Source organism: Motiliproteus sp., from assembly GCF_965230735.1.
Classification (GTDB): Bacteria; Pseudomonadota; Gammaproteobacteria; order Pseudomonadales; family Balneatricaceae; genus Motiliproteus.
Genome location: NZ_OZ246016.1, coordinates 3,846,680 through 3,871,623, shown reverse-complemented (window position 1 = coordinate 3,871,623; position 24,944 = coordinate 3,846,680). Strand labels below are relative to the sequence as shown.

Below are 24,944 nucleotides of genomic sequence, written 5' to 3'. Positions count from 1 at the left end.
CTAAGTAAAAACCCCTATTTTTTGCAAGAACCATTTGCATCGACCAAATGCGAATGGTACTTTCCTAGGGAAATCACTTAGTCTCTGCTAAGTAACGATTCGACAGCGCCTGAGCAGAACGACTCAGGCGTTCTTTCATCAGGCGCCCTCAAGCAAGGGTTGGCAACAAAACGAGGAACTCTATGAAAGTTCTAGTATCCGTGAAGCGCGTGATCGACTACAACGTCAAGGTCCGCGTCAAGAGTGATCAGTCCGGGGTCGACCTGGCGAACGTCAAAATGGCGATGAACCCGTTCTGCGAAATCGCCGTGGAAGAGGCGGTCCGTCTTAAGGAAGCCGGTGTCGCAGAAGAGATCGTGGTTGTTTCCATCGGTCCGAAGAGCTGCCAGGAGCAGATCCGTACCGCGCTGGCCCTGGGCGCCGACCGTGGTATCCAGATCGAAACCGACGAAGACCTGGAATCACTGGCAGTTGCCAAGCTGCTGGCCAAGGTGGTCGAAGAGGAGCAGCCGGGTCTGGTTATTCTGGGTAAGCAGTCGATCGATTCCGACAACAACCAGACTGGCCAGATGCTGGGTGCGTTGACCGAAATGCCGCAGGGTACCTTCGCCTCCGAGGTTGAAGTTGCCGACGGTAAAGTGGCCGTAACCCGTGAAATCGACGGCGGTCTGCAGACCGTATCGCTGGATCTGCCGGCGATCGTCACCACCGACCTGCGTCTGAACGAGCCGCGTTATGCCTCACTGCCGAACATCATGAAGGCCAAGCGTAAGCCGCTGGACACCAAAACACCGGCTGACTACGGCGTTGAAACCGCCGCCCGTCTGAAGGTCCTGAAGGTTGAGCCGCCGGCCGAGCGCCAGGCAGGCATCATCGTCGGTAGCGTGGACGAGCTGGTCGAGAAACTGAAGAACGAAGCGAAGGTGATTTAATCATGGGTATCCTGGTAATTGCAGAACACGACAACGCTGCTCTGAAAGGAGCAACCCTGAACACCGTCGCCGCTGCCCAACAGATCGGTGGTGACATCGACCTGCTGGTTGCAGGCGAAAACTGTGGCGCCGCCGCCGAAGAGGCCGCCAAGATCGCCGGCGTCAACAAGGTCCTGGTTGCCGACAACGCAGCTTATGCCCATCAGCTGGCCGAGAACCTGGCGCTGCTGGTACTGGAGCTGGCCGACGGTTACAGCCACATCCTGGCTTCCGCCACCACCACCGGCAAGAACTTCATGCCGCGGGTTGCCGCCAAGCTGGACGTGGCACAGATCTCCGACATCATTGCGGTCGAGAGCGCCGATACCTTCCAGCGTCCGATCTACGCCGGTAACGCGATCGCGACCGTGCAGTCAAGCGACGCCGTTAAGGTGATCACCGTTCGCTCCACCGCCTTCGACGCGGCTGCGACCGATGGCAGTGCCAGCGTTGAAACCGTTTCCGCCGCTTGCGATGCCGGCAAGTCCGCCTTCGTTAAGGAAGAGCTGGCCCAGTCCGATCGTCCTGAGCTGACCGCTGCCAGCGTCATCATTTCCGGTGGTCGCGGTATGGGTAATGGCGAAAACTTTGAGCTGCTTGAGAAGGTGGCCGACAAGCTGGGTGCCGCCGTTGGTGCCTCCCGTGCTGCGGTTGACGCTGGCTTCGTTCCCAACGATATGCAGGTGGGTCAGACCGGTAAGATCGTTGCGCCGGAACTCTACATCGCCGTCGGTATCTCCGGTGCGATCCAGCACCTGGCCGGTATGAAGGACTCCAAGTTCATCGTTGCGATCAACAAGGACGAAGAGGCCCCGATCTTCTCGGTTGCCGATTACGGTCTGGTTGCCGACCTGTTCGAAGCGGTTCCGGAGCTGGAATCCAAGCTGTAATTTGCGCAGCAATGAGAAGCGGCCCTGGGGGCGCTTCACGCTCGAAAAGCCCGGTTCGGCCGGGCTTTTTTGTATCTGTATGCTGCCGGAAGGAGGTTGCCGACGATGTTGAACTGGGATGAATTTGAACTGCCGATAACCGCACCCCGTTTTGGTGAGGGCGCCGGTCTCTATGTTCGTCGAGGACGACAGTCGGCTCCAGAATCACCGGTGACACTGGTGTTTCTGCACGAGGCCCTGGGCAGCATCGCCCAGTGGCGGGACTTTCCGCAGCAGTTGGCCGAACGCTGTGGCTGTGATGTGCTGATCTACGAGCGGATCGGTCACGCCGGGGCCAGCTCGCTTGAGCTGCCGCGTCCGGACGACTACCTGGTCTACGAGGGTGAGGTGGTCTTGCCGCAGCTGCTCGAACGTCTGGAAATCGAGCAGGCGGTACTGGTTGGTCACAGTGATGGTGGCTCGATCGCGCTGGTCGGTGCCGCCAGTGTGCCCGATCGGGTGAGGGGAGTGATCACCGAAGCGGCTCATCTGCTCGTCGAGCCGATCACCCGCGATGGGATCATCCAGGCCCGCGACCTGTACGATGAGGCGATTCGTCCGGGGTTGTCCCGCTATCACGGTGATAAGACCGATACCCTGTTCCAGGGCTGGTGGCAGACCTGGCTTCGCGACAGCTTCCAAGGGCTGGACCTGAGTCCCTGGCTGGGTCGGATTCGAGCCCCGTCGCTGATCATGCAGGGTGTTAATGATCAGTACGGTTCGGCACTGCAGGTGGAGAAGATCTGCGAGGGGATCGGAGCCCAGGCTTCTCCCTGTTGGCTCGATGCGGCCCATATTCCCCACCGCGAAGCGACCGAGCCCTGTCTGGAGGCGATGGGCGGCTTTATCCGGCGGTTGCTGAACGATCAGGCCTAGGCCTGGCCGAGCGTCACGGGGGGGAGGCGCGGCCTGTCAGCTGAGTAGTTTGCTGAGGGCGTCGATACGGTGGGCCTGGTTGACCAGGTCGGCCAGGCTCTCGGCCTCCATCTTGGACATCACCCGGGCGCGGTGAACCTCGACGGTCTTGGGGCTGATTTTCAGGCTCTCGGCGATCACCTTGTTGGCGCTGCCCGAAACCACCAGCTCCATCACCTGTTTTTCCCGCTTGCTGAGCGTATCCCAACGTTGCAGCAGCTCCTGACGCTGTTGCTGTTCCTGATGCCACTGGTCGGCCAGGGACAGGGCTTTATCGACATGGTCGAGCAGCACCTGGTCGTCAAACGGCTTCTCAACGAAATCCAGTGCGCCGTTCTTGATCGCGGTAACGGCCATCGGGATATCGCCGTGGCCGGTCAGGATCAGGGTCGGCAGGCGGATTCCGCGGCTGTTGAGCTCCTGCTGCAGAGCCAGGCCATTGAGTCCCGGCATTCGAATATCCAGCAGCAGACAGCCGGGGCTGCCGTCATAGTCGGCCAGGAAGCGCTCGCCGGACTCGAACGTTTGGATCGGACGGTTGGTGGATTCGAGCAGCCAGCAGAGTGAATCACGGAACGCGTCGTCATCGTCGACGACGAAGATGGATAATTCACCGGTCGGGGCGGGTTTGCTCATGGGTGCAGGGTTTCCTTCGGTAGACTGATCTTAAAGGTACTGCCGGTGCGGCCGTCGGATTCCGCCCACAGCTTTCCGCGATGGGCTTCGATAATGGTACGGGAGATCGATAAGCCCATTCCGAGCCCGGCACTCTTGGAAGTGAAGTAGGGCTCGAACAGGTTGCTCATCTGGTCGGCGGTGATACCGCTGGCGTTGTCTTCGACCTCGACCAGCAACTGCTCCGCGTCCATTCGGGTGGCTATTGTAATGGTTTTTTCGCCGTTGTCCCGACTGCCGTCGAACGCCTCGATCGCGTTGCGCAGTAGATTCAAAATAACCTGCTCGATCTGCACCTTGTCGGCATAGATCACCGGTTCGGCCGGGTCAAGCTGGAAATCGAAACGAATCCCCTCGTTGCGGGCTTCCTGGCCCATAAACTGGGCGATCTCCAGGCAGGTCTCGTTGATTGAGAAGTCCATCCGCTGGTATTCGGTTTTCTTCACGAAGCCGCGCAGGCGTTTGATGATGTCGGCGGCGCGGATCGCCTGGCGGGAGATCAGCTGCAGCGATTCGCAGACTTTATCGAAGTCCTTAATCGTACCTTCCTGAATCCGTCGTAGGGTGCCGCGGCTGTAATTCAGGATCGCTCCCAGCGGTTGATTGATCTCGTGGGCCAGACCGGATGCCATCTCGCCGAGCGACATCAAACGGGAGATATGGGCCATGTTGAGCTGGTACTGAAGCGCTTCGGCTTCGGCGCGGCGTTGTTCGGTAATATCGCGGCCGATGATGGAGAAGTAGCGTAGCTCCTGCTCTTCATTCCGGTGGGCGATGATCTGGTGTACCGAGGCGATCCGATCTTCAATGGAACCCGGTTCCAGCGGCAGTTCGCCGCGCCATTCACCGGTCTCCAGCGCTTGCGGGAAGATCTCCTGCAGCAGACGGCTGTTGTTGTCGCGTGAGAACAGCTCGTCCAGATGCAGGGTCGGGAAGCGTCCCTTATCGATGTTGAGGGTGCGAATCGCTGATTCGTTGAGATAGACCACCTGATAGTTGGCATTGCAGAACAGCACCAGGTCCGACGTGGCCTCGACCACCTGGGCCAGGCGAGACAGGGTGCGGTCGGCCTGAATGCGCTCGCTGACATCGCGGGAAACGCAGATGATCTCTTCCAGCTCCCCGGTTTCCGGATCGCGGATGGTTCGGCTGGTGGTTTCGAGCCAGATGTAGTCGCCGTTTTTGTGTCGCAGCCGATAGGTGCTGGTATAGACCCCCTCGCTGTAGGTAACGTTGCTGGTGCCGTTCTTCCAGGAACCGACGTCCTTGGGGTGGAACAGCTCGTTGGCGGAGCGACCGATGATCTCATCGCTGCGGTAGCCGAGGATCTTCTCGACCGCCGGGTTGACGTCGATAAACACCAGGTCCCCGGGGGTATGACGGGAGATAAAATCGGGGGACTTCTCCGCCAGTTGACGGTAGCGGTCCAGCGGCTGGTAGTCGTTGGTTTGCATAGGGTGTCGGTGATCCCGCCTTGGCGTCTGGGAATGTTACCCCGATAGTAGCGGCAAGGGGGGCCGGGTCGTCAAGCGGCTGTTGCAATACCCCCTCCTTACCGCCATCGTCGCCGATCAGCTCGGCGTGGGTTGCTGCTTATCCGGATCCTTCAGCGTGGCACGCAACATCAGGAAGCCGCTGATGCCGCAGACCAGCGAGCCGAACATGACCCCGAGGCGCTCGTCGAACAGGCTGCGGGCGGCATCTTCAAAGGCCAGCGAGCCGATAAACAGGCTCATGGTGAAACCGACTCCGCAAAGTAGTGCGGCGCCGTAGAGGGTGCTCCAGCGTATGCCCTCGGGGAGCTTGGCCAGCCCCAGCTTTATGCCGATCCAGCAGAACAGGAACACCCCGATCTGCTTACCCAGAAACAGCCCCAGGGCGATACCCAGCGTAACCGGGTGGAGGATAAAGTCGGCGCTGATGCCGGCCAGGGGGACGCCGGAGTTGGCGAACGCAAAGATCGGCAGGATGCCGAAGGCGACGGTGCCGTGAAGGTCGTGTTCAAGGCTTTTGAGGGGCGAATAACCCGGTTTGGTCCGGCTTTTCAGCGGGATGAACATCGCCAGGATTACCCCGGCCAGGGTCGCGTGAATGCCGGACTTGAGGATCGCGATCCACATCAGTACGCCGATCAGGATGTAGGGGGTGTAGTCCATCACCCGGCGCCGATTAAGCACCAGCAGGATCAGCATGCAGGCCCCGGCCAGCCCCAGCGCCGATTCGGAGATCGATTCGGTGTAGAACAGCGCGATGATCGCAATCGCGCCGATATCGTCGAAGATCGCCAACGACACCAGGAATACCTTCAAGGTGATCGGTACCCGGTTGCCCAGCAAGGCCAGAATGCCGAGCACGAAGGCGATATCGGTGGCTGTCGGGATGGCCCAGCCGCGCAGGGCGACCGGATCACCCTGGTTGACCAGGAAGTAGATGATACCGGGTACCGCCATGCCGCCGATGGCGCCCAGCGCCGGCAGTGTGACCTTGCGGATATCGGACAGCTCGCCCTCGATCGCTTCGCGTTTGAGCTCGAGTCCGATCAGAAAGAAGAAGATCACCATCAAACCGTCGTTGATCCACAACAGCAACGGCTTATCGATGTCGAGTTTACCGATCCTGACCTGGACCGGAATATCCAGCAGCAGATCGTAATAGGGGGACAGTGGGCTGTTGGCCAGTATCAGTGCTAACGCCGCAGCCAGTACCAACACGATACCGCTGGCGGATTCGAGTCGTAAAAACGAACGGAGAGTCGTGATCATCGACAACTGTTTCCCTCTACGACGGTTGGAGGCATACCGAAACAGGCGCTGCCACCAGGGTTGTTTTTAAACCACCTTAGACCGGTCGTTATAGATCCTGTCCCATTGATAATAGACGAAACAGGGGCGCGGAAATGAGCGCGGCATGGGTTGCTCTGTCGATGATATTCTGTGCCGCTTCAACCGCTCAACGCCTGCAATGCTAGACACCGGTAGATTTCAGGCCATAGGAAAAACAAGGACTTGTTGGGTTTTTGGTGTTACGGAGCCTGCTGGGTTGAAGTGCAGCAGTGCCTGGCGTGGCGGTGGGCGTCTGCGTCGATGCGGGGCTGGCAAAGTTGTGTGTCTGGTGGCGGGCTCGACTACCGTCGCCTGACGATTGAGGATACCATCTGCCGGTCTCAACAGGGATTTTGCCGGAGGTGTCGATGGCCGCCGGCAGGTTCTGATCGATCAAAGAAGGAGAGTCGCTTGAAAACCCCGATCCGTTTTGGATTTGCCGCTGTCGCCTTGGCTGTCAGTCAGACGCTATGGGCGGGTTCGTTGCAGCAGATATACCAGCAGGCACTGGACAGTGATCCCCAGCTTAAGTCGGCCCGCGCGGTATTCAATGCGGAACGTGAAGCGGAAGTACAGAGCCGCTCATCGCTGCTGCCCAGCTTGTCGCTGAGTGCCGATGTCACCTACACCGATGTCAGTCCCAGCGGGATCGACCAGGGTAACAACCATGGGTACGACCTGAATCTGAGTCAGCCGCTGTTCCGTGCCGAAGAGTGGTTTAACTTCCAGGCCGGCAAGGTGTTGACCGAGAAAGCAGGCGTAACCTTCAGTCAGTCGCAGCAGGCGTTGATCCGGCGTACCGTCGAAGCCTACCTGGATGTGCTGGCGGCTCAAACCGACCAGTCCTCGGCCCTGGCCGTCGAAGCGGCAGTTAAGCGGCGGCTGGATCAGGTACAGGCACAGTTCGAGGTCGGTTTGATTGCGATCACCGATGTGGAGGAGGCCAGAGCCAGTTACGACAGTGCCCGGGTCTCACGGATTCTGGCCGAGGGTCAGCTGGACAAGAGTTTTGAAGCGATCGATCGGTTAACCGGGCAGCACTGGAATAAGGTGGATGTGTTGAGCAACCGTTATCCGGTACAGGGTATGACGCCGACGGCCTACCAGCCTTGGGTCGATAAGGCGCTGAGCGGCAATCTGGCCCTGCAGTCGGCAACATTGGATGTGAAGTCCGCCGAACAGAGCCGCAAATCGACCCGCTCACGCCATCTGCCGACGGTTGATCTGGTGGCCGGTTACGGCACGGATCGTGGCGCCCGTTCGCTGCATCCGACCAACGGCACCCAGGAGTCCGCTTCCATCGGGCTGCAGTTTAATCTGCCGTTGTATTCAGGAGGCCGGACCTCGTCTCAGGTTCGGGAGGCCAGCGCCCGTTGGGATGCGGCGATTCAGACCCGCGAAGATACCCAGCGTGCCGTGGTGCAGAATACCCGCTCGCTATTGCGGGATCTGTTGACCGACGTGGAGTCGGTCGCGGCGCGCAAGCAGAGCATCGTGTCATCGGAAACGGCGTTGGAGGCGACCTCGGCCGGTTACAGTGTCGGCACGCGTAATATCGTCGATGTGTTGCAGGCTGAACGCACCCTCTATACCTCGATTCGGGATTATCAGGCGGCGCGTTATAACTACGTACGTAATCTGATGAGTTTCAAGGAGGCACTCGGTACCCTGAGTCCGGAAGATATCACGGCGTTGGATCACTGGATGGTGGCGCCGGACACTGAAGCGGCGTTGTACTCGAAAAAAGCCGCCGCCGATCAGAGCTGAGTAATGGCTTTATCCCGGCGATGCGGCGCACTGATGCCGATCGTCGGGATCAAACACGCCTCAACATGCTAACGTCAGTCGCTCCCCCGACGGGGCTTCTCTGGCATAATGGCGCACAATTTTTCATTCCAGACAGTTCCAGTCAGCAGCGAGCAGAGGCAGATGGCGGTTTCCGAAGCAATTGTTCACCAGATCCACAAACCCGAAGGAGCTCCGGCTCAGTTATCACCGCGTCAGACCTTGTTGACGATCAGCGATTCGGTCGAAACCCTGATCAGCAAACTCAGTGCCGGCTTTAACAACCGCTCCGGCAAACTCTACGGTGGCTTTGAGCTGGACCAGCAAGAGTATCCGTTCAGCCGCTGGTTGGCGGGCTATCGTCAGGATGAGATCGATTTTGTACAACTGACTCGTCAAAGCGCCGAGCGCTTTCGTACAGCGCTGGACACGATTGAGGAGGCAGTGAGCGGTTACTTACTGTTTGCCCGGATGGAAGTGCTGGGTGCCGACCAGTTGCTGGTGTTGTTGTTGAGCAGCAGTCCGGCGCTGGTTATCGATGAGCAATTGGAGCTGAGTGATTCGCAGCATCTGGATGTGGGTAAAGTGCAGCTGGGGTGCCGGATCGATCTGCAGCAGTGGCAGGCCGCCGAAAGCAGCCAATACCTGGCGTTGGTCCGGTCGCGCACCGGCAAAGGGGTGAATGAAGCCTTTCGTCAGGCATTGGGAGCCACCGAGGAGGTGGATGCCAAACAGCAGACCCAGACGCTGTTGAAAGTGTTCAACGATTACTGCGATCAAGAACAGCTGCCGCCCAAGCAAGCCTCAGAGGTGAAGCAGAAAGCCTACGAGTATTGCCAGGAAAGGGTCGACTCGGGAGAACGGGTGCAGATGCGCGAACTCTCCTGCGTGATCGATACCACCGATCCGGACAAGTTCTATAACTACGTCGGCGAGCAGGATGAGGATCTCAATGCCGAGATTCCCGCCGACAAGCGCGGACTCCAGCGCTTTGTTCGCTATAGCGGATCGATGAAGGGGTTGAGCCTGAGCTTCTCCGAGTCACTGCTGGGAGATCAACTGCTCTACGATGCCGACACCGATACCCTGACCATCCGTGGCTTACCGCCCACCCTGCGCAAGCAGTTGGCACGCAACGGTTAACCAACCGGGTTCAACCACCGCCTGGTTTGAGCCGTAGCTGAAAGGCTTCGTGCTTTAGTCGTGTTGCCCTGTTCAAGCCCCGGCCTTTGTAGGACTATGTCGCTCCAACATCTATCCGGGGTTGAAGGAAGCGACTCATGACCTATCTGGTGTTTGATGACTCATTGAAACTGGGCATCACCGAAATCGACCAGCAGCACGGCCGCTTTGTCGGCTATATCAATGACACCTGGGATGCGCTGGAGCGGGGCGACAGCAAAGACGAGTTTCTGCACATCCTCAATAATCTGCTCGACTACGCGATGGAGCACTTCTCGCTGGAAGAGGCCCTGATGCGGGAGTTCGACTACCCCGATTATGAGGCGCACAAGGCGACCCATACCGATACGTCGACCGATCTGTTCGATTTCGACCTGCGCCTGCTGGCCGGTGATGAAGCCGAAGCCAGGGCGTTTCTGGAGTTTCTTACCAATTGGTTGAAGAACCATATTCTCGGCACCGATGCCAAGCTGGCAGCCTATCTCAAACAGCAAGGAGTCGTTTAGCCGCGAAGGCTAAAATAGCTTCTGGGCTGTCGGTTTCAACAAATCGGCTTATCATGCGTTTTTACACCCTGTAAACTGGAGGGTGTCCGCTCTACCGGTTTGCCCGATGCGGATGACGCATCGATACCAACCTGGTTAAACCCTTGTCATTGGAGGCTGGATGCGAGCTAGCCCATTACTGCTGACCTTGCTGTTGAGCCTGTCGCTGTTGCCCACATCGCAGCTTCGGGCCGATACACTGGTCCGTTTTGTTACCCAGCATTTTCCACCGTTCAGCTACATCGAACAGGGGCAGGTCTCAGGACCGGCCAGGGCGCTGATCGATCGTGCCTGTGAGGCGACCCAGGCCCACTGTGTCCATCAGCTGTTGCCGTGGCAGCGCGCCCAGAAAATGGTGCAGCTGGGACGGCAGGATGCCATGTACGTGATTGGCGCCAACCCCGATCGGGATCGCTGGGTGCTGTATAGCCGCCCCTTGCTGACTACCGAATATGGCTTCTTCGTCAGAGGGGATGATCCGCTTCACAGCATTTCGGCCGAAGCCCTGGAGGGCTACCATGTCGCAGCGCTGGCGGCCTCCAATACTCTAAAGAGTCTGCAGCGGCTGCGTGATCAGGGCATGGACTTTGAAATCATCGAGGTCAGTGACAGCCAGACCGGCTTCCGGCTGTTGGATGTCGGTCGGGTGAGCGCGGTCTACTCGAACCGGGATGTGGGCTACTCATTGATCCGCGCCGGCGGATACCAGCAGATGCACTATGCCGTCGCGGACCGCAAGTTGGACTACTTTATCGGTTTCAATCCCGAACTGGTCGAGAGCGACTGGCTTGATGCGTTCAATCAACAGCTTGAACGGATGGCCGAGTCCGGCGAAACCGAGCGTATTCTCAGAACCTACGGCTTGAAATAGTCAAAGCCGACTGTTCCCGCTACGGCGACCGAGTCGCTGCTGCAGTCTTTGCCAATAATGGAGTTCTTGATGCAATCCAGACCTGCCCCTCAACGAGACGAGCTGCGTATTCTGCTGGTCCAGATCCGTGAAGAAGCCGCGACCCGGCAGGAAGAACTGGACAGTTTTGCCCGTTTCAGCGGGCTGCAGAGCTCTCAATTCAGCATTCTCAATCTGTTCGATACCCCGGTCTTTGAGCCTGAGATAGTGAACGATTTTGATGCGGTTTATGTCGGCGGTTCCAGCGAGGCCAGCGTGATGGAGCCGCAGCGCTACCCCTTTATCGAAGCGGCGCAACGCTTGCTCCGCTACTGTATCGAGATCAAGAAACCGGTGTTTGCGTCCTGTTTCGGCCACCAGCTGGCGGCTCAGGCGCTGGGGGTGGAGATCGTTCGCGATGAGCAGGATTTCGAGATGGGAACGCTGCCGATTCTGCTCCATTCGGCCGCGACCGACGATCCGCTCTACCGCGACACCAGCGATGGCTTTATGGCCGTAGCGGTCCATCGTGAGCGAGCCCTGGGGGTCCCGGAAGGCTGTACCGCTCTGGCCTATACCGACTGTTGCAATCACGCCTTTAAGGTCGATGGTGCGCCCTTCTGGACCACCCAATTCCACCCGGAAGTTGATCGCCAGGTCCTGGTCGACCGACTGACCCTGTTCCGCAGCAAGTACACCGATGGCGACGGTCATCTCCAACAGGTGCTGGACTCGGCGGTAGAAACCCCGGAATCGAATGCCCTGTTACGGAAATTTGTCGACCGGGTGTTGTTAGTCGACTAGGGTTACCTGTAGTTCGAATCACCGATTTCCCCTTTGATGGAGTCTGTATGAAGTTTCTTCCCATCGGCGCTGCCGCGGCGGTTGTGGTTTCGCTGCTTGTTAGTGCGCCTTCTTATGCCCAACAGAAGTCGCCATCGGAGATGGCCGCAGCGACTGAACGGATGGGTGGCTTTTCCAAAGAGCAACGGGAAAGTATCCGTGAATACTATCGCTCGGCGCAGCGCTCGTCAGACGCCGACTCGAATGACAAGGAGCGGTGGCATAAATCCAAGCACCAGAAGCCCAAAGACAAAGACAAGGGCAAAGATAAAAGCAACGCCAAGGGCAAAGGCCAACAGGGCAAGAATCAACAGAAGTCACTGCCCAAAGGTTTGCAGAAGAAACTGGCACGGGGAGGCGAACTGCCCCCGGGTTGGCAGCGCAAACTTGAGCCCGGCGATAACCTGACCCGCGAGATGCTGGAACAGGCTGAACCCCTTCCCAGAGAGTTGGATCACGTGCTGGAGCGCACCGAGGCGGCCAGTGTCGAGGTCATCAAGTTCAAGGACAAAGTCGTCCGCGTGGCACGGGGTGAAGGGACGGTTCTGGATGTGATCGATCTGATTGATATTCTGGGGCCTGAACAATAACCGTTGTCGATTTACAGGATCAGGGTGGTTCGGAATGCAGCTGCTAACAGCTAGCTCCCGAGCCGTGATGATCCTATCTTTACCTGAGCGTCCCTTGGCCAGCCGAGTTTGTTATGTGGTGCCGTACTTTTAGAGCTTTTTGGGTTCCGTTATTGCTGTTGCTCGCTGCGCCGCTATGGGCAGCAACCGAACAGAAGCTGGCTGACGTTTCGTTGCACCTGTTATGGAAGCATCAGTTTCAGTTTGCCGGCTATTACGTGGCCAAGGAGAAGGGCTATTACGCTGCCGAGGGCTTGGATGTCGATATCCATGAGTTCACCAACGAGGTCGATCTGGTCGGTGATGCCCTGAGCGGTCAGTCGGACTTCGTGATTGGCCGCTCCTCATTGCTGATCGAGAAGGCCAACGGGGCTCCGGTGGTAGCGCTGCTGGCGGCCTTCCAGCAATCGCCGTTGATGCTGTTGACCCGCGGCACGGAAGAGATTGCCGATGCCAAGGCCCTCGATGGCAAGCGGATTATGGTGACCGGCGATGCCAAGCAGGTCGGTGAGATCCTGGCGATGCTGTTGAAAAGCGGGATCACGGCCGACGATTTCGTCCATCAGCCCCATAGCTTTAATCTGCAGGATCTGATCGACGGCAAGACCGATGCCTATGGCGCCTACATCTCCAACGAGCCATTTCAGATGCAGCAGCGCGGGCTGCCCTATGGGGTCATCCATCCCCGCGACTACGGCTACGATATCTATTCCGACATTCTGTTTACGTCGGCGCGGTATGCCGAGCAGCATCCGATCCGGACGCTGGCGTTTACCGAGGCCTCGCGCCGGGGTTGGGAGTACGCGTTTGCGAATATCGAAGAAACCGCCCAGCTGATTTTCGATAAATACAATACCCAGGAGCGCAGCCTGGAGGCGCTGATTTTCGAAGGACGGGCGCTAAAAGAATTGGCCTATGCCGGTGATGTCCCCTTCGGCAGCCTGTCGATGGAGCGTTTTCAGGAGATGGCTCAGATCTACCGCATCGTCGGGGAGCTGGGACGTGAATACGATATCAGTGGTTTTATTTTCGAGCCTCCGAAGCCCGTTGCCGGGTTGGACCTAAGTGCCGAAGAGCAGCTCTATTTGATTAAGCATCGACAGCTGAACCTCTGCATCAACCCCGATTGGATGCCCTACGAGGGGATGGCCGATGAAAAATACTCGGGAGTTGTGGCAGGCTATGTCGAGCAGCTGGCTGCAAGGCTGGGGATCAAATTTACCCTCAAGCCTCACCCGACGTTTCCGCAGCACCTGGAGGCGTTGACGCAGGGCCAGTGCGATCTGGTCGCGGCGGCGATGCAGACGCCGGAGCGGGCCAAGAATATCGATTTCAGCAGCGTCTATTTCAGCATGCCGGTGGCTGTGGTCACCCGGGGGGCAAGGCAGCAGCAGGAGCTGTTTAAGCAGCCGCTGGCCATTCTTCGCGGCAGTGCTTTTGAAGAGATTCTGCGGCGACGATTACCGGATGCCCAGTTGATCCCGGTGGATAGCACCGCTGAAGGCATGGATTGGGTCGAGCAGGGTAAGGTAGCGGGCTACGTCAGTGCTGCCGCTCACCTGAGCCTTGAACTGCAGCAGAATCCGCGCAGCGGTTTTGTGATCAGCACCCCGTTCAATGACACCTGGGATCTCAGTCTGGGGGTGTACCAGAACCGTTTGCTGGCAGATATCTTGAGTAAGGCGATCGACAGCATCTCGGTGGCCGATCATCAACAGATTCGGGCCCAATGGCTGCCGGCGCCCTTTGAAAACGAATTCGACTACCAGCTGCTGTGGCAGATATCCGCGGTTGCCGCGTTGGTGCTGCTGTTTCTGGTCTACCGAAACCGGGTGATATCCGGCTATAACCGGCAGCTGAAGGTGCTGGCCAGCGTGGACCAACTGACTGGAATCAACAATCGCTATTCGCTGGATACCAAGCTGGGTGATCAGATTAATATCGCCAGCCGCTACGATCGCAATCTGTCATTGATCTTTTTTGATATCGATGACTTCAAACTGATCAATGATCGTTATGGCCACCAGATCGGGGATCAGATTCTGCAGCAGGTCGCGGCCACGGTTGTCACCAACCTGCGTGAGGCGGATATCTTCGGCCGCTGGGGCGGGGAGGAGTTTCTGGTCCTGCTGCCGGAGGTCAATCGTGATCAGGCTCTGCTGGGCGCCGAAAAAATCCGGGCCGCCATCGCCAAAACCCACTTTGTCCAAGGGATTCGGCTGACCTGCAGCTTCGGCGTTACCAGCTATCAGACCGGCGATTCCGTCAGTGACTTTGTTAGCCGGGCCGATTTCGGCCTTTACGAGGCCAAGCGCGACGATAAGAATTGTGTCCGTGCCTGTTGAGCCGTCAATCGCCGTTGCTGCGATGCCACTGCAGGAGCTCGGTCTCTGACGGCAGGGTCTGGCAGAAGTGCTGCAGAATGGCCTCCAGTCGTTGTTCGGCGCAAGCGTTGCTCAGTTGCTCGACATCGGCATTCAGGGACGCCAATACGCTGCCTTTAGTCGGGTCGTCGACCACTACCTCGCTAAGGATCGGCCAGTCGCAGGGTTGCAGGTGCAGTCCGCTGACCAGCGCTATGCAGTGGCGCTTTCGAATCTGGGCCAGTCCCACCAGTTTGCGCCCATCCGGGCTGACGATCTCGCCATGGGATAACGCGGCGTAGCAGGCCCAATCGACCTGCTGATCCTTGGCAACTTGCTTGGAGTGTTCAATCAGCGCCTTGTCGACCCCTTTGCAATCCACCCCGGCGCTTTGTAATGCCCGCAGCCAGATCTGCTCATACCAGCTGAAGATCTTAATCAGGTCGAGCTGGGCCAGCGGGTGGTCGGTCGGGATAAAGACGCTCAGGCTCAGCATCCAGGGGCCTGCCAGTACCGCACCGCCGCCGGAGCCCCGTCGGATAATGGGCAGATGCTGTTGTGCGGCCCGCTGCTGTTGTTCGGGAGTGGGGCGTTGTGAGCATCCCATGATGATCGCCGGTTGCGCATAGCGCCACAGCAGTAACTGGGGCTGTTCAAGTGCGTTGTTGACCCGATCGGTGATCAGCTGTTGCTCTTCGGGCATGCTGCCGTGATGGAGAAATTCGGCCGGGTGATCGATGCTGTTGCAGGGGTGGGTGCTGAGCACGTGGGGTTGTCCTTCGCAGGTGTTGTTTTCGCTGGTGTTGTTATTGAGCTTAGAAAATACCGGGTCCGGTGGATTGCTGTCTGTCGCTGCTGCTCGCTATTGACCGGAACTCTTTCAGCGGGCATGGTCTTGTAATCCTTCGGAATTCTAGCCCAGATCCGCATGTTGAGGTCACGTTGAAATCGATCTTATTGCTGCTGTTGCTGTTCATATCCCCGTTGGCGGTTGGCGCAGACAGCCCGCCGACCAGGCCCTTACTGATCGCCGCACCGGAATTTGCGCCCTATGTCGATTCGCAACTGGACGGGAGCGGCTGGGCCTGGGAGGTATTGGAGGCGGCTTTTGAGGGCAGCGGCTACCAACCGAAACTGCAGATACTTCCCTGGCCGCGTGCCGTACGGATGGTCGAAGAAGGGGCTCTGGACGGCCTTTATATCGCCAATAGAACCGTCGAAAGAGAGCGTTGGGCGTTGTTCAGCGATGTGGTTGGGGATGAGGTGGCGGTTTTCTGGCGGCACCGAAACAACCCGCTGAGCTACCGTGACTTCAATGACGCGCGCGGGCTTAAACTGGGTGCGTTGCGTGACAGCGTTCAACTGCAAACCCTGCAGGGGCAAGGTTTCGATGCCCTTGCCCTGAATGATTTCGAGCAGGGGTTCCAGTTGCTGATCCGGCGGCGCATCGATCTGATGCTGGCGGACCGTTATGTGATCGGCCATCTGTTGCAGGCCGATGGCCAGCCGCTCCAGCCGCAGGTTGTGCCGTTGTACCCGGCGGTGGCGGCCCGGAGTTTCCATCTGGCCGTTTCCCGTAAACGGATCGACAGCCGGCCGGTGATAGAGGCATTTAATCAGGGTCTGGAAAGGGTGCGCAATGACGGCCGATATCGACAGATCCTGCTGCGTTACGGCCTTACGAGTGATCAGGGCCGGTAACCCGGACGTCACTGCGATCCGTCTTTTCCTGCGTAAGTGATGACAAACGAATGTTGAGTATTGAGCCGCAGCTGCTGTCGATTATCCTGGCGACTTTTTTACTGGCAGGACTGGTAAAGGGGGTGACCGGTCTGGGCTTGCCCACGGTCTGTCTGGCGATTCTGACCCTGGTGCTGGATCTGCCCAGCGCCATGGCGCTGCTGCTGGTGCCTTCACTGCTGACCAATCTACAACAGGCTTTCAGCGGCGGTGCTTTTCGGCTCTTGCTGACCCGACTCTGGCCTTTTCTACTGGCGGCAGTGGCGATGGTTGGACTCGGCGCCAAGGCGCTGGTCAGCGTCGAGCTGTCATTGTTGTCGGCGCTGCTGGGGGCGGTGTTGGTCTGCTATGGCCTACTGAGTCTGGCGGGCTTCAAGCTACAGATTCTACCCGGTCGAGAGCGTGTCAGCGGCATCGGTTTGGGGTTGGTCAATGGGTTGTTGACGGGGATGACCGGCTCCTTCGTGGTGCCTGGGGTGCTCTACCTACAGGCGATCGGTTTGCCCCGGGATCAGCTGGTGCAGTCGATGGGGATGCTGTTCTCGGTTTCGACCCTGGCTCTGGGATTGTCGCTGGGGGGGCAGCAACTGCTCAGTCCTGAATTGGGGCTGCTGTCGTTGATCGGTGTCTTACCGGCGGTGGCGGGGATGTGGCTGGGTCAGCAGCTGCGTCGACGGATGTCGGAAACGCTGTTTCGACGGGCCCTGTTTATTGTCCTGATGCTGCTCGGCGGCTATTTGATGTTGGGCAGCCTGAGCTAACCTCGGTAAGGAGTCCGGATGAAGAATAACAAACAGCCGTTGCGCGTATTGGTCGTCAGCGAGGAGCTGCCCCAGTATCAGGCACTGTTGCAGCAAGCCGAGCCAGGAGCGGACCAGGTTGCGTTTTGCTTCGGCGAGACCGACGAGCAGGCGCAGGCGTTCGCGCCCAAGGCTCAGGTGTTGTTTGGTGATCCGGATCGGATCCTTCCGTTGCTGGAGCACTGCGGACCGAGGTTGCGCTGGATTCAGTCCAGCTGGGCCGGGGTGGCACCGTTGGTTCCGGCGCTGCAAGGGCGCTCTGAGGCGCCGCTGTTAACCAACATTCGCGGCGTCTTCGGGCCATTGATGGCCGAATATCTGTTTACCTACCTGCTGGCCCACGAGCGCCGCCTGATCGAGCGCTGGCAGTCGCAGCAGCAGCGGTGTTGGGATAGTCGTCCAGGCGGCACGCTTCAGGGTAAGACGCTGGGATTGCTGGGGCTGGGCAGTATCGGTAGTCATGTCGCCGCTGTTGCCAGGGCTTTAGGTTTGCGGGTACTGGGTTGTTCTCGGAGCGCGCCGGCCCCCGGCCTCGTCGACGCCCACTTCGTTACCGCCGAGTTTGGGCAGATGCTGGGGCAGGTCGACTACCTGCTCTGCACCCTGCCCAGTACCCCCGAGACCCGCAATCTTCTCGATGGCCCGATGCTTGAGCGGATGCGTCCGGGTGCCGTGTTGGTCAATGCCGGTCGTGGCGACCTGATCGACGATCAGGCGGTGGTCAACGCATTAAAACAGGAGCGTCTTGGCGCAGCCGTGCTGGATGTGTTTCGACAGGAACCGCTGCCGTCATCGCATCCGTTCTGGGACACGCCGGGCCTGCTGATCAGCGGTCACAGTGCTGCACCCAGCTATCCGCAGCAGGTGGTCCCGATCTTTCTCGACAATCTACAACGCTACCAGGCGGGGCAGGCGTTGCACTTTCAGGTCGATCTCGATCGGGGTTATTGATTGCGCGTTGGGTTGTTGCTTCGGAATGACGCTTAGGGGTTTAGCTGCTGCCACTCTTCGATCACTTCCTGGGCCGCACGGAACGCTTCCTGGGCAGCCGGTGCACCGCAGTAGGGCAGCGAGTGAAGCAGCACCTCACGGATCTCATCGACGCTGCAGCCGTTATTCAGCGCGCCTCGAACATGGCCTTTCAGCTCGGTCGGCGCCCGCAGGGCCGCCAGCATCGCGATGGTGATCAGCGAACGGGTTGAGCGAGGCAGACCGTCACGCTGCCAGGTGGAGCCCCAGGCATGCTCGTTGATCCACTGCTGCAGCGGTTCGGTCAGCTCGGTTTGGTTGTTCAAGGCGCGTTGGACGAAGGCCTCGCCCATGACTTCGGTCCGGACTTTGAGACCGTTATCATAATCTTGCTGGCTCATGGCTATTCCTGCTTGTTAGGCGGCGGGGAGTGGGGCGGCTCATCATCGGACGGGCCGTTTGGATCGCTGTTGGAGTTGCCGTCGGACGGTTCGTCAGCGTCATCGACGGGATGCTTGTCTGATGACTGATCGATGACTTGAGCCGGTTGGGCGGGCGCGGACAGTAACGGCTTCAGCGGTTCCTCCATCGACAGATAACGCTGGTAGAGTCGGTACAGCAGTGCCCAGCCGAACAGGTTCAGGCCCAGATAAACCAGCTCGAACAGTACCTGCAATGACCAGTCGGTCGATCCTTCAGGCTGCAGTCGATGGTTGAATATCGCGGCGAAAACCATCAGTGCGATCCATACTAACAACGGCGGCAGCAAGCGACTGCCCAGGGCGCTGTTGTGACGGTAACTGCTCTTCAATGCCTGTAACGGTTTGTGGCCGTGAAACAGCAGGAAAAACTCCCCGAACATCAGTTTATAAGCCAGAAAAACTCCCGGCACGACCAATAGCAGAAAACCGGCTCCGACCACCAGCGCCATCATCAGGTTGAGTACAAAAAGCGGGAAAAAGCGCTGGCTCGCCAGCATGATCGACTGAAACGCACTGATCGGCTGCTGCTGCACCTGCTGGTGGATATAGATGATCGCGGCGGCGTACTGCAGCACACCCAGCGCGGTGATCAAAATGCCGGACAGCAGAAATTGCAGGTTCGGACCCTGTTCCGGATCGGGTTGGGGCAGACTGTACTCGACCAGCCAGGCCGGCAGACTCAGTACGACGGCAATGACCAGCAGCGGTCTGGCGTGGTGGCGGGCGAAATAGGCGGCTTCTTTGAGCGGGCTGAACATGGACTGGGTGGCGCTCCTGTGTGAAAGGCTGGATAGTAACGTTTAAGTCGGCAGTAGGAAACGCAGCAGCATAAATACCGTCATTCCGAAAACGATGGTCAGCAGCAGGTTGTTTTTCCAAAGCGACATCAGCAGCGAGGCCATCGCCGCCAGCATATAGGGATTGGTCGTGGCGAGCCAAAGTTCCCCCTGAGGCATCAGAACCGCGGGGACGATGATCGCGGTCAGCACCGCCGCCGGCACAAAGCCCAACGCGTCGGACAACCAGGCTGGGAAACGGAATCGCCCGGCGCTGCCCCAGAGTACGTAGCGTACACCGAAGGTGACGATAAACATCCCGGCGATCAGCAGAACCTCGTTCATCCGTCAGCCTCCTGGCGGCGTTGTTGCCACAGGTGAGCCGAATAGCCCAGGCAGATACCGGTAACGGCGGCCGCGATCAGGCCGAGTTTATGGGGTAGTGACCAGGTGGCCAGCGCCATCAGTCCGGCACTGATCACACAGATCAGCATTGGGGTGTGCCAGTGTGACTGGCCCGGCTTCTGGCTGCGCAGATAGGGGGCGACCATACCGATAAAGGTGACCGACATGGCGAAGTCCAGCCCCCAGTTGGTCATGTCGGGAAAGGCTTCGCCCAGGCCGATTCCGAGCCAGGTACAGAGCTGCCAGTTGCCCCACATCGCCAGGGCCGACCCCAGGTAATACCAGTGGGCCACGGCCTTTTGAGCAGGGTCTTTGTCGGTCTGCAGCAGGCGGTTGGAGACCGCCGCGAAGGTTTCATCGGTGAGGAAGAATGCCATCGGTACGCGCCAGTACTGCGGCAGGTGCCGAACCTGTTCGATCAGTGCCGCGGAGTACAGCAGGTGACGTAGATTGACGACAAAGGTGGTGGCGACAATGACGCCGATCCCGGCGCCGCCGGCCAGCAGTCCCAGGGCGATAAACTGGGCCGAGCCGGCAAATACGATCCACGACATGGCCACCGTGGCCCATAGCGACAGACCGCTGGGTTCGGCCAGGGTGCCGAACAGAATTCCGAACGGGATTGCCCCGACAATCAGCGGAATAGTGGCCTGAGCGCCTTCCCGCAATGCGCGTCGGCGCTGCTCGCGGCTGGTGGCGGGGGGGACTGTGTTGAGATTCGGCTGCACGTGATTCCCTGTGACTGCCAGGCTGATGGATTGCCGCACCGGGATTGACCGGACTCGTGGTATGATGCCGCCATCGCGGCCGCAACGCCCAGCCTCTTCGGCGGCTTTTGATAATCGATGTCCTCAATAGATGGGGGCGCAGTGAAGATTTACAACAATGCTGACCAAAATACTCGTCACCGCGCTGGTGATTTTCGCCTGTTATCTGTTCATCCGTTACAAGCGGGGCCAGGCTCTGCCCGCGCCGTCTCGCCCGAAGCGCGACGTCTCGGCTGATCAGTCATCCCAGAAACCGATCCGGATGCTGGCGTTGGGGCTCTGCCTGGTGTCGTTGTTGGCCTCGGGCGCCTTTTTGGGATTCCGCTGGTGGGATGACCAGCGCTTGCTGCAGGTACGGGTCATTAATGCCGATAGCGGTGAGGTGGTCGAATATCAGGCCTATAAAGGGGATATCGAGGGGCGCAGCTTTATCACCATCTACGATCAGCAGGTATCCCTTGCCGCCAGTGAGCGGATGGAGATCAGTCCGGTACTGAGCGACTGATCTCCGGACGGTGCGGTGAGGGGAAGGTCGAGCCATGTTGCAGATATCCAGCCGGGTGGTACTCCAGGATGATGAGATTGAACTGAGCGCGATTCGAGCCCAGGGAGCCGGTGGGCAGAACGTCAACAAAGTCTCATCGGCGGTGCATCTTCGTTTCGATATCCGTGCCTCGTCGTTGCCCGAGATCTATAAAACCCGTTTGCTGGCGCTGTCCGATAATCGGATTACCAAGCAGGGCGTGATCATTATTAAAGGGCAGCAATACCGAACCCAGGAACAGAACCGCGAGGATGTGCTGCAGCGGCTGGCGGCGTTGATCCGCAGTCAGGGGTATGTCGAAAAGACACGGGTGCCGACCAAACCTAGTCGAAATTCACAAAAGAAACGGATGGATCGCAAGACCCGTCATGGTCAGACCAAGGCGTTGCGCGGTAAGGTACGATCCGAGTAAGTAAGGAGCGGAGATGGCCAAACGTAATCGAGACGGTGGATTGGTCTACTCGACCGAGTTCGGACGGGCCTGTCCCGGCTGCAGCCAGCCGGTTGACCAGTGTGTTTGCGATCAGGATGCGGTGCCCGAAGGCGACGGCATCGTAAGGATCAGCCGTGAAACCAAAGGCCGCAAAGGCAAGGGCGTGACCCTGGTCAAAGGGGTGTTGCTGCCGGCTTCGGAGCTGAAACAGCTGGCCAAGCAGCTCAAGCAGCGTTGTGGAACCGGCGGTGCTCTGAAAGATGGCGTGATCGAAATCCAGGGAGACCAGCGTGAGCTGCTCAAGCAGGAGCTGGTTCAGCGTGGTTTCCAGGTCAAGCTAGCCGGTGGCTGAGGACGTATTCGCCAGTTCCTTGTGCACTCCACGCTTGATGCCATTCCCATTCAGCTATTAGGATCAAAGGGTCCGCCGAAATCGAGGCCAACCCCGTGCGCTACCATCTGGTGGGTCACCACCGTTTGCTGTCGGATCCCGAGCGCTATGATCCCTGGCGCGAGGCGCTGGCACGCCATCATATCGACCCGCTGCTCTATGATCTGACCCAGCCGGACTGGCATCGACAGCTGGCGCAGGCCTTTGTGAGCGGGGACCGGGTGTTGGCCTTGGGAGGAGACGGCACTCAAAGCTCGGTGGCGCATCATTGTGTCGAGCAGGGCTGGCCGCTGGGCGTTCTGCCCGCCGGAACCGCCAACGATTTTGCCCGCGCGCTGGCGATTCCTTCCCAGCCCGATGAACTCTGCAGCCAGTTAGCGCAGGCCCGGCTGGTGAAGATCGACGTGGGACGGCTTAACGAGCGCGTGTTTCTCAACGTTTCCCATATCGGCCTGGGGGCCGAGGTGGCGCTGTCGGTGCAGCCCCATAAACGTCGCTGGGGACCGTTGAGCTACCTGCGCCGATTGGTGCAGTTGGTCTCCGGACGGCGCCGTTTTCGGGCCCGGATCGAGGCCGACGGTAAGGTCTTTTACGGGCGTTGGATGGAAGTGGCGGTGGCCAACGGCCCCTACTTCGGTGGCGGCCATCGGATTGATGGCGCCGGTTTCGACACCGCCGCACTGACACTGGTGGCCGTCAAAGCTCGGCCGATACCCAAAGTGTTGCTGGCGTGGATCATGGCCCGATTGGGTCGACCGTTGGACCGACGCTTGTTGCGTATCGAACATGTACGCCAATGCCGGGTTCAGACCCGCCACCGACTCAAGGTAACCGCCGATGGCGAACGCTTTGGCCGCTCGCCGGTCAATTATCGGATCGAACCACAGGCGTTGCAGCTTGTGCTACCGTACACGGAAGGGAACCCACGGGGTCTTAGCCTGAAGGCCACCGCAGAACAACAGGAGGAGCAGGTGCTCGATCAACAACATGATGTGATGCTCTACAGTATTTCCGGGCGCGGTGTTGAGCTGGCCGAACGCTACTGTGACCTGGCCGACACCGAACTGCTCGACGAGCTGGTCTGTGACGAACTCAAGGCCTTGGCGCAGCAGCGAAAGCATCTGATGGATGCGCTGCGGCAGGAGATCCTCGACGAGGGCGGCCTGCCCAAGGCCGGCAATCCGGATCGTGAGTTTTTCGAGAGTCTGGCTGACCGTTGGCTCAGCAGCCTCAGTGGCCCGAAGACTGCGCTGGAGCGGTTACGGGATGCCGACCAGCAGTGGCTGGACGATATCGTGGCGGTCAGCCAGGAAACCTGGCCGGCTCCCTTGGCCGAATTGCTGATCAGTCTCAGTCGCCATGGCCATGAGTGCGTCGAGCGGCTGGAACAGTTGATCGGCCATTATTGACGCTATCTGTGCTTCGTCTTGAGCCCGTCAGCCAACGGTTTGCTGCTGTAAGGGTTGGAACTCTTCCATGGCCAGCAGTTGCTGACGAGCCCGTTTGTAAAACGGTTTCAGGTGCGGCTTCAGCGGCGTCGTTGCCGTCTTCGCCGCGATCCCCTTCAATTCACAGAAAATCACCAGTCCGAACAGGGCTTCATCCTGCGACAGGTAGGCTTGCCGTTGGGCGGCTCGGCTGGCGCAGCTGCCGCAGCCGCCGGCGAACGCGAAGGCACTGTTGGTGATAGGAACCCCGAAACCCAGGTAGATACCCAGCAGCTCCACCAGCAGCGGCCATTGCCCCGGTTGCAGGATATCCGGTGACGGCTTCTGCAGCAGTAGCGGGTGGGTCAGCCCCTGCAGCAACGAAACGATCATGGCCTGAGGGTCGTTAACCTGGGCGGGATCGAACGGAACCGGCAGGGTGGTTTCTGAAGGCACTTCGACCGGCTGTTGATGGGACTGCGGTTGGTGTGTCACCGCCGTCGCCGATGGGGTCCGTAGATTGACCAGTTCGGTCGGCCAGTGACTCAGACCGGCGTAGTGCTTGACCCGCTCCAGCAGCAGCTCAGCCATGCCTTGGTGGCTGTCGGCCCGGCCGGGGAAGAAGTCGTTGTTGGGGAGCACCAGCTCGGCCTGAGCCAGCGGATGGGCGGGGTTAAACTGCTGGTGAAGCCAGGCAAACTGGTGACAGATCCATTGGGCTGAATCCGGCTCCAGTAGCGGCTTGGGGGTGAACAGCCCGAGCGATTTATCCGATAACAGCTTGGCGAACATAGCATCTCCTAGGGCAGTGATGCCGGTCAGTTTGTCGCGACGACGCAGGAATCTCAAGCACAATGGCTTATGCTGTAGCCAGGCTCGCCGATAACTATTCGCACGCTTGTATGGAAAACGACCTGCCGGGGGCAGGCTACAGTTGGGGAGATTTGCAGTGACCAGCCATTTCTTTGCCTATATCGATAAGCTCCGCTGGGTGATCCGTTGGGGGTTGAAGCGCAACACCGTGCCGGAGAACGTCAAGGAACACTCCTGGGATGTGGCCACCATCGCCCATGCGTTGGCGGTGATCCGGAATCGGGTGTTCGGCGGTAATGTCGATGTCAACGCCGTGGTGGTGGCGGCGATCTATCACGACTCGGTCGAAGCGGTCTGCTCGGATGTGATCACGCCGGTGAAATACCATTCGCGCCAGATTCGGGAAGCGTTTAAAGAGATTGAGCGCACCGCGGAGAAGGAGCTGGTGGCGATGCTGCCCGAGGAGCTGAAAGCGGATTTTTCCCGTTACCTGGTGGAAGATAATCTGCCCCAGGAACACCAGCAACTGATCAAAATGGCCGACTCGATCACTGCTTATTTGAAGTGTCAGATGGAGCTGAAGAACGGCAATATGCAGTTCTCCAAGGCGGCGGAGTCGATCGGAGAGCGTTTGAAGAGCTACGAACAACCGGAGATCGACTATTTTTTACGGGTGTTTGCACCCAGCTATGATCTGACCTTGGATGAGATTCTGGCCCCCGGGGTTGAAACGGCGCCGGTACTCAAAGAGGTGAACTGATAGGCCTCTGTCACTGGGGGCGACTGACGCAGCTAGGTTATTGTCTAAACCTAATTTTTGCGGAAAAAGTGGATATAGGGGGCTTAGTC

At 59.0% G+C, this 24,944-nt stretch carries 27 protein-coding genes; 18 read left to right on the top strand and 9 right to left on the bottom strand.

Annotated features, from left to right (window positions below; all coding sequences use genetic code 11):
* The first annotated feature begins 182 nt into the window (after positions 1-182).
* The 3 genes from ACO05M_RS17980 (at position 183) to ACO05M_RS17970 (ending at position 2,776) form a co-directional block, all read left to right on the top strand.
* Complete coding sequence (locus ACO05M_RS17980) at positions 183-932, top strand: electron transfer flavoprotein subunit beta/FixA family protein (protein WP_421866141.1); 750 nt, start codon at positions 183-185, stop codon at positions 930-932.
* Between the two features lie 2 nt (positions 933-934).
* Positions 935-1,861: an electron transfer flavoprotein subunit alpha/FixB family protein gene (locus tag ACO05M_RS17975; RefSeq protein WP_421866139.1), complete on the top strand. Its 927-nt coding sequence runs from the start codon at positions 935-937 to the stop codon at positions 1,859-1,861.
* A 105-nt stretch (positions 1,862-1,966) separates the two neighbouring features.
* Positions 1,967-2,776, top strand: a complete 810-nt coding sequence (locus ACO05M_RS17970) for an alpha/beta fold hydrolase (RefSeq protein ID WP_421866136.1) — start codon at positions 1,967-1,969, stop codon at positions 2,774-2,776.
* 36 nt (positions 2,777-2,812) lie between these two features.
* Here ACO05M_RS17970 and ACO05M_RS17965 read toward each other — a convergent pair whose 3' ends face one another.
* The 3 genes from ACO05M_RS17965 to nhaA all read right to left on the bottom strand — a co-directional run bounded on the left by ACO05M_RS17965 (position 2,813) and on the right by nhaA (position 6,252).
* A complete protein-coding gene (locus ACO05M_RS17965; protein ID WP_421866134.1) occupies positions 2,813-3,451 on the bottom strand; it encodes a response regulator transcription factor in 639 nt (212 codons plus the stop codon).
* On the bottom strand, positions 3,448-4,944 hold the full coding sequence (locus tag ACO05M_RS17960) for a PAS domain-containing sensor histidine kinase (RefSeq protein WP_421866132.1): 1,497 nt from the start codon (positions 4,942-4,944) through the stop codon (positions 3,448-3,450). Before ACO05M_RS17960 ends, ACO05M_RS17965 begins: the two co-directional genes overlap by 4 nt.
* 117 nt (positions 4,945-5,061) lie before the next feature.
* Entirely contained in the window at positions 5,062-6,252 is a 1,191-nt protein-coding gene (gene nhaA / locus ACO05M_RS17955; protein ID WP_421866129.1) for a Na+/H+ antiporter NhaA, read from the bottom strand.
* A gap of 471 nt (positions 6,253-6,723) precedes the next feature.
* Here nhaA and ACO05M_RS17950 point away from each other — a divergent pair, with 471 nt between their 5' ends.
* The 7 genes from ACO05M_RS17950 (at position 6,724) to ACO05M_RS17920 (ending at position 14,530) form a co-directional block, all read left to right on the top strand.
* Positions 6,724-8,079, top strand: coding sequence for a TolC family outer membrane protein (locus tag ACO05M_RS17950; protein WP_421866126.1), 1,356 nt, complete (start codon positions 6,724-6,726; stop codon positions 8,077-8,079).
* 162 nt (positions 8,080-8,241) lie between these two features.
* Positions 8,242-9,240 (top strand): nucleoid-associated protein, encoded by a 999-nt coding sequence (locus ACO05M_RS17945; protein WP_421866123.1) that lies wholly within the window; start codon positions 8,242-8,244, stop codon positions 9,238-9,240.
* A gap of 137 nt (positions 9,241-9,377) precedes the next feature.
* On the top strand, positions 9,378-9,785 hold the full coding sequence (locus ACO05M_RS17940; protein ID WP_421866121.1) for a bacteriohemerythrin: 408 nt from the start codon (positions 9,378-9,380) through the stop codon (positions 9,783-9,785).
* Positions 9,786-9,945: 160 nt separating this feature from the next.
* Positions 9,946-10,695 (top strand): substrate-binding periplasmic protein, encoded by a 750-nt coding sequence (locus ACO05M_RS17935; RefSeq protein ID WP_421866119.1) that lies wholly within the window; start codon positions 9,946-9,948, stop codon positions 10,693-10,695.
* 69 nt (positions 10,696-10,764) lie between these two features.
* Positions 10,765-11,517, top strand: coding sequence for a type 1 glutamine amidotransferase (locus ACO05M_RS17930; protein WP_421866116.1), 753 nt, complete (start codon positions 10,765-10,767; stop codon positions 11,515-11,517).
* 47 nt (positions 11,518-11,564) lie between these two features.
* Positions 11,565-12,146 (top strand): hypothetical protein, encoded by a 582-nt coding sequence (locus ACO05M_RS17925; protein WP_421866113.1) that lies wholly within the window; start codon positions 11,565-11,567, stop codon positions 12,144-12,146.
* A 152-nt stretch (positions 12,147-12,298) separates the two neighbouring features.
* Complete coding sequence (locus ACO05M_RS17920; protein WP_421866111.1) at positions 12,299-14,530, top strand: ABC transporter substrate-binding protein; 2,232 nt, start codon at positions 12,299-12,301, stop codon at positions 14,528-14,530.
* Positions 14,531-14,534: 4 nt separating this feature from the next.
* On the opposite strand, the gene ACO05M_RS17915 is transcribed toward ACO05M_RS17920, so the two are convergent.
* Positions 14,535-15,314: a lipoate--protein ligase family protein gene (locus ACO05M_RS17915; RefSeq protein ID WP_421866109.1), complete on the bottom strand. Its 780-nt coding sequence runs from the start codon at positions 15,312-15,314 to the stop codon at positions 14,535-14,537.
* A 176-nt stretch (positions 15,315-15,490) separates the two neighbouring features.
* On the opposite strand from ACO05M_RS17915, the gene ACO05M_RS17910 reads away from it, so the two are divergent.
* From ACO05M_RS17910 to ACO05M_RS17900, 3 genes are read left to right on the top strand one after another with little or no spacing between them, the layout of a single operon-like run.
* Positions 15,491-16,249, top strand: coding sequence for a substrate-binding periplasmic protein (locus ACO05M_RS17910; protein WP_421866107.1), 759 nt, complete (start codon positions 15,491-15,493; stop codon positions 16,247-16,249).
* A gap of 50 nt (positions 16,250-16,299) precedes the next feature.
* Entirely contained in the window at positions 16,300-17,049 is a 750-nt protein-coding gene (locus ACO05M_RS17905; RefSeq protein WP_421866104.1) for a sulfite exporter TauE/SafE family protein, read from the top strand.
* A gap of 18 nt (positions 17,050-17,067) precedes the next feature.
* The gene (locus ACO05M_RS17900) at positions 17,068-18,039 is read left to right on the top strand and encodes a D-2-hydroxyacid dehydrogenase (protein ID WP_421866101.1); all 972 of its coding nucleotides are present in this window, start codon (positions 17,068-17,070) and stop codon (positions 18,037-18,039) included.
* A 32-nt stretch (positions 18,040-18,071) separates the two neighbouring features.
* On the opposite strand, the gene ACO05M_RS17895 is transcribed toward ACO05M_RS17900, so the two are convergent.
* From ACO05M_RS17895 to ACO05M_RS17880, 4 genes are read right to left on the bottom strand one after another with little or no spacing between them, the layout of a single operon-like run.
* Positions 18,072-18,458 (bottom strand): carboxymuconolactone decarboxylase family protein, encoded by a 387-nt coding sequence (locus ACO05M_RS17895; RefSeq protein WP_421866098.1) that lies wholly within the window; start codon positions 18,456-18,458, stop codon positions 18,072-18,074.
* A gap of 2 nt (positions 18,459-18,460) precedes the next feature.
* Positions 18,461-19,297: a YciC family protein gene (locus ACO05M_RS17890; RefSeq protein WP_421866095.1), complete on the bottom strand. Its 837-nt coding sequence runs from the start codon at positions 19,295-19,297 to the stop codon at positions 18,461-18,463.
* A 42-nt stretch (positions 19,298-19,339) separates the two neighbouring features.
* Positions 19,340-19,660 carry an AzlD domain-containing protein gene (locus tag ACO05M_RS17885; RefSeq protein WP_421866092.1) on the bottom strand — a complete coding sequence of 107 codons (321 nt, stop codon included), beginning with the start codon at positions 19,658-19,660 and terminating at the stop codon, positions 19,340-19,342.
* The gene (locus ACO05M_RS17880) at positions 19,657-20,448 is read right to left on the bottom strand and encodes an AzlC family ABC transporter permease (RefSeq protein WP_421866089.1); all 792 of its coding nucleotides are present in this window, start codon (positions 20,446-20,448) and stop codon (positions 19,657-19,659) included. The genes ACO05M_RS17885 and ACO05M_RS17880 overlap by 4 nt, the downstream gene beginning before the upstream one ends.
* Before the next feature lie 157 nt (positions 20,449-20,605).
* Here ACO05M_RS17880 and ACO05M_RS17875 point away from each other — a divergent pair, with 157 nt between their 5' ends.
* From ACO05M_RS17875 to ACO05M_RS17860, 4 genes are all read left to right on the top strand, one after another.
* Positions 20,606-20,992 (top strand): hypothetical protein, encoded by a 387-nt coding sequence (locus tag ACO05M_RS17875; protein WP_421866085.1) that lies wholly within the window; start codon positions 20,606-20,608, stop codon positions 20,990-20,992.
* Positions 20,993-21,026: 34 nt separating this feature from the next.
* Positions 21,027-21,443 (top strand): alternative ribosome rescue aminoacyl-tRNA hydrolase ArfB, encoded by a 417-nt coding sequence (gene arfB / locus ACO05M_RS17870; RefSeq protein WP_421866082.1) that lies wholly within the window; start codon positions 21,027-21,029, stop codon positions 21,441-21,443.
* A gap of 13 nt (positions 21,444-21,456) precedes the next feature.
* Positions 21,457-21,816, top strand: a complete 360-nt coding sequence (locus ACO05M_RS17865) for a translation initiation factor Sui1 (RefSeq protein ID WP_421866080.1) — start codon at positions 21,457-21,459, stop codon at positions 21,814-21,816.
* Positions 21,817-21,911: 95 nt separating this feature from the next.
* On the top strand, positions 21,912-23,264 hold the full coding sequence (locus tag ACO05M_RS17860; RefSeq protein WP_421866078.1) for a diacylglycerol/lipid kinase family protein: 1,353 nt from the start codon (positions 21,912-21,914) through the stop codon (positions 23,262-23,264).
* 27 nt (positions 23,265-23,291) lie between these two features.
* On the opposite strand, the gene ACO05M_RS17855 is transcribed toward ACO05M_RS17860, so the two are convergent.
* Positions 23,292-24,074, bottom strand: a complete 783-nt coding sequence (locus tag ACO05M_RS17855) for a hypothetical protein (protein ID WP_421866076.1) — start codon at positions 24,072-24,074, stop codon at positions 23,292-23,294.
* 157 nt (positions 24,075-24,231) lie between these two features.
* On the opposite strand from ACO05M_RS17855, the gene yfbR reads away from it, so the two are divergent.
* Positions 24,232-24,855, top strand: coding sequence for a 5'-deoxynucleotidase (gene yfbR / locus ACO05M_RS17850; RefSeq protein ID WP_421866073.1), 624 nt, complete (start codon positions 24,232-24,234; stop codon positions 24,853-24,855).
* Positions 24,856-24,944: the final 89 nt, after the last annotated feature.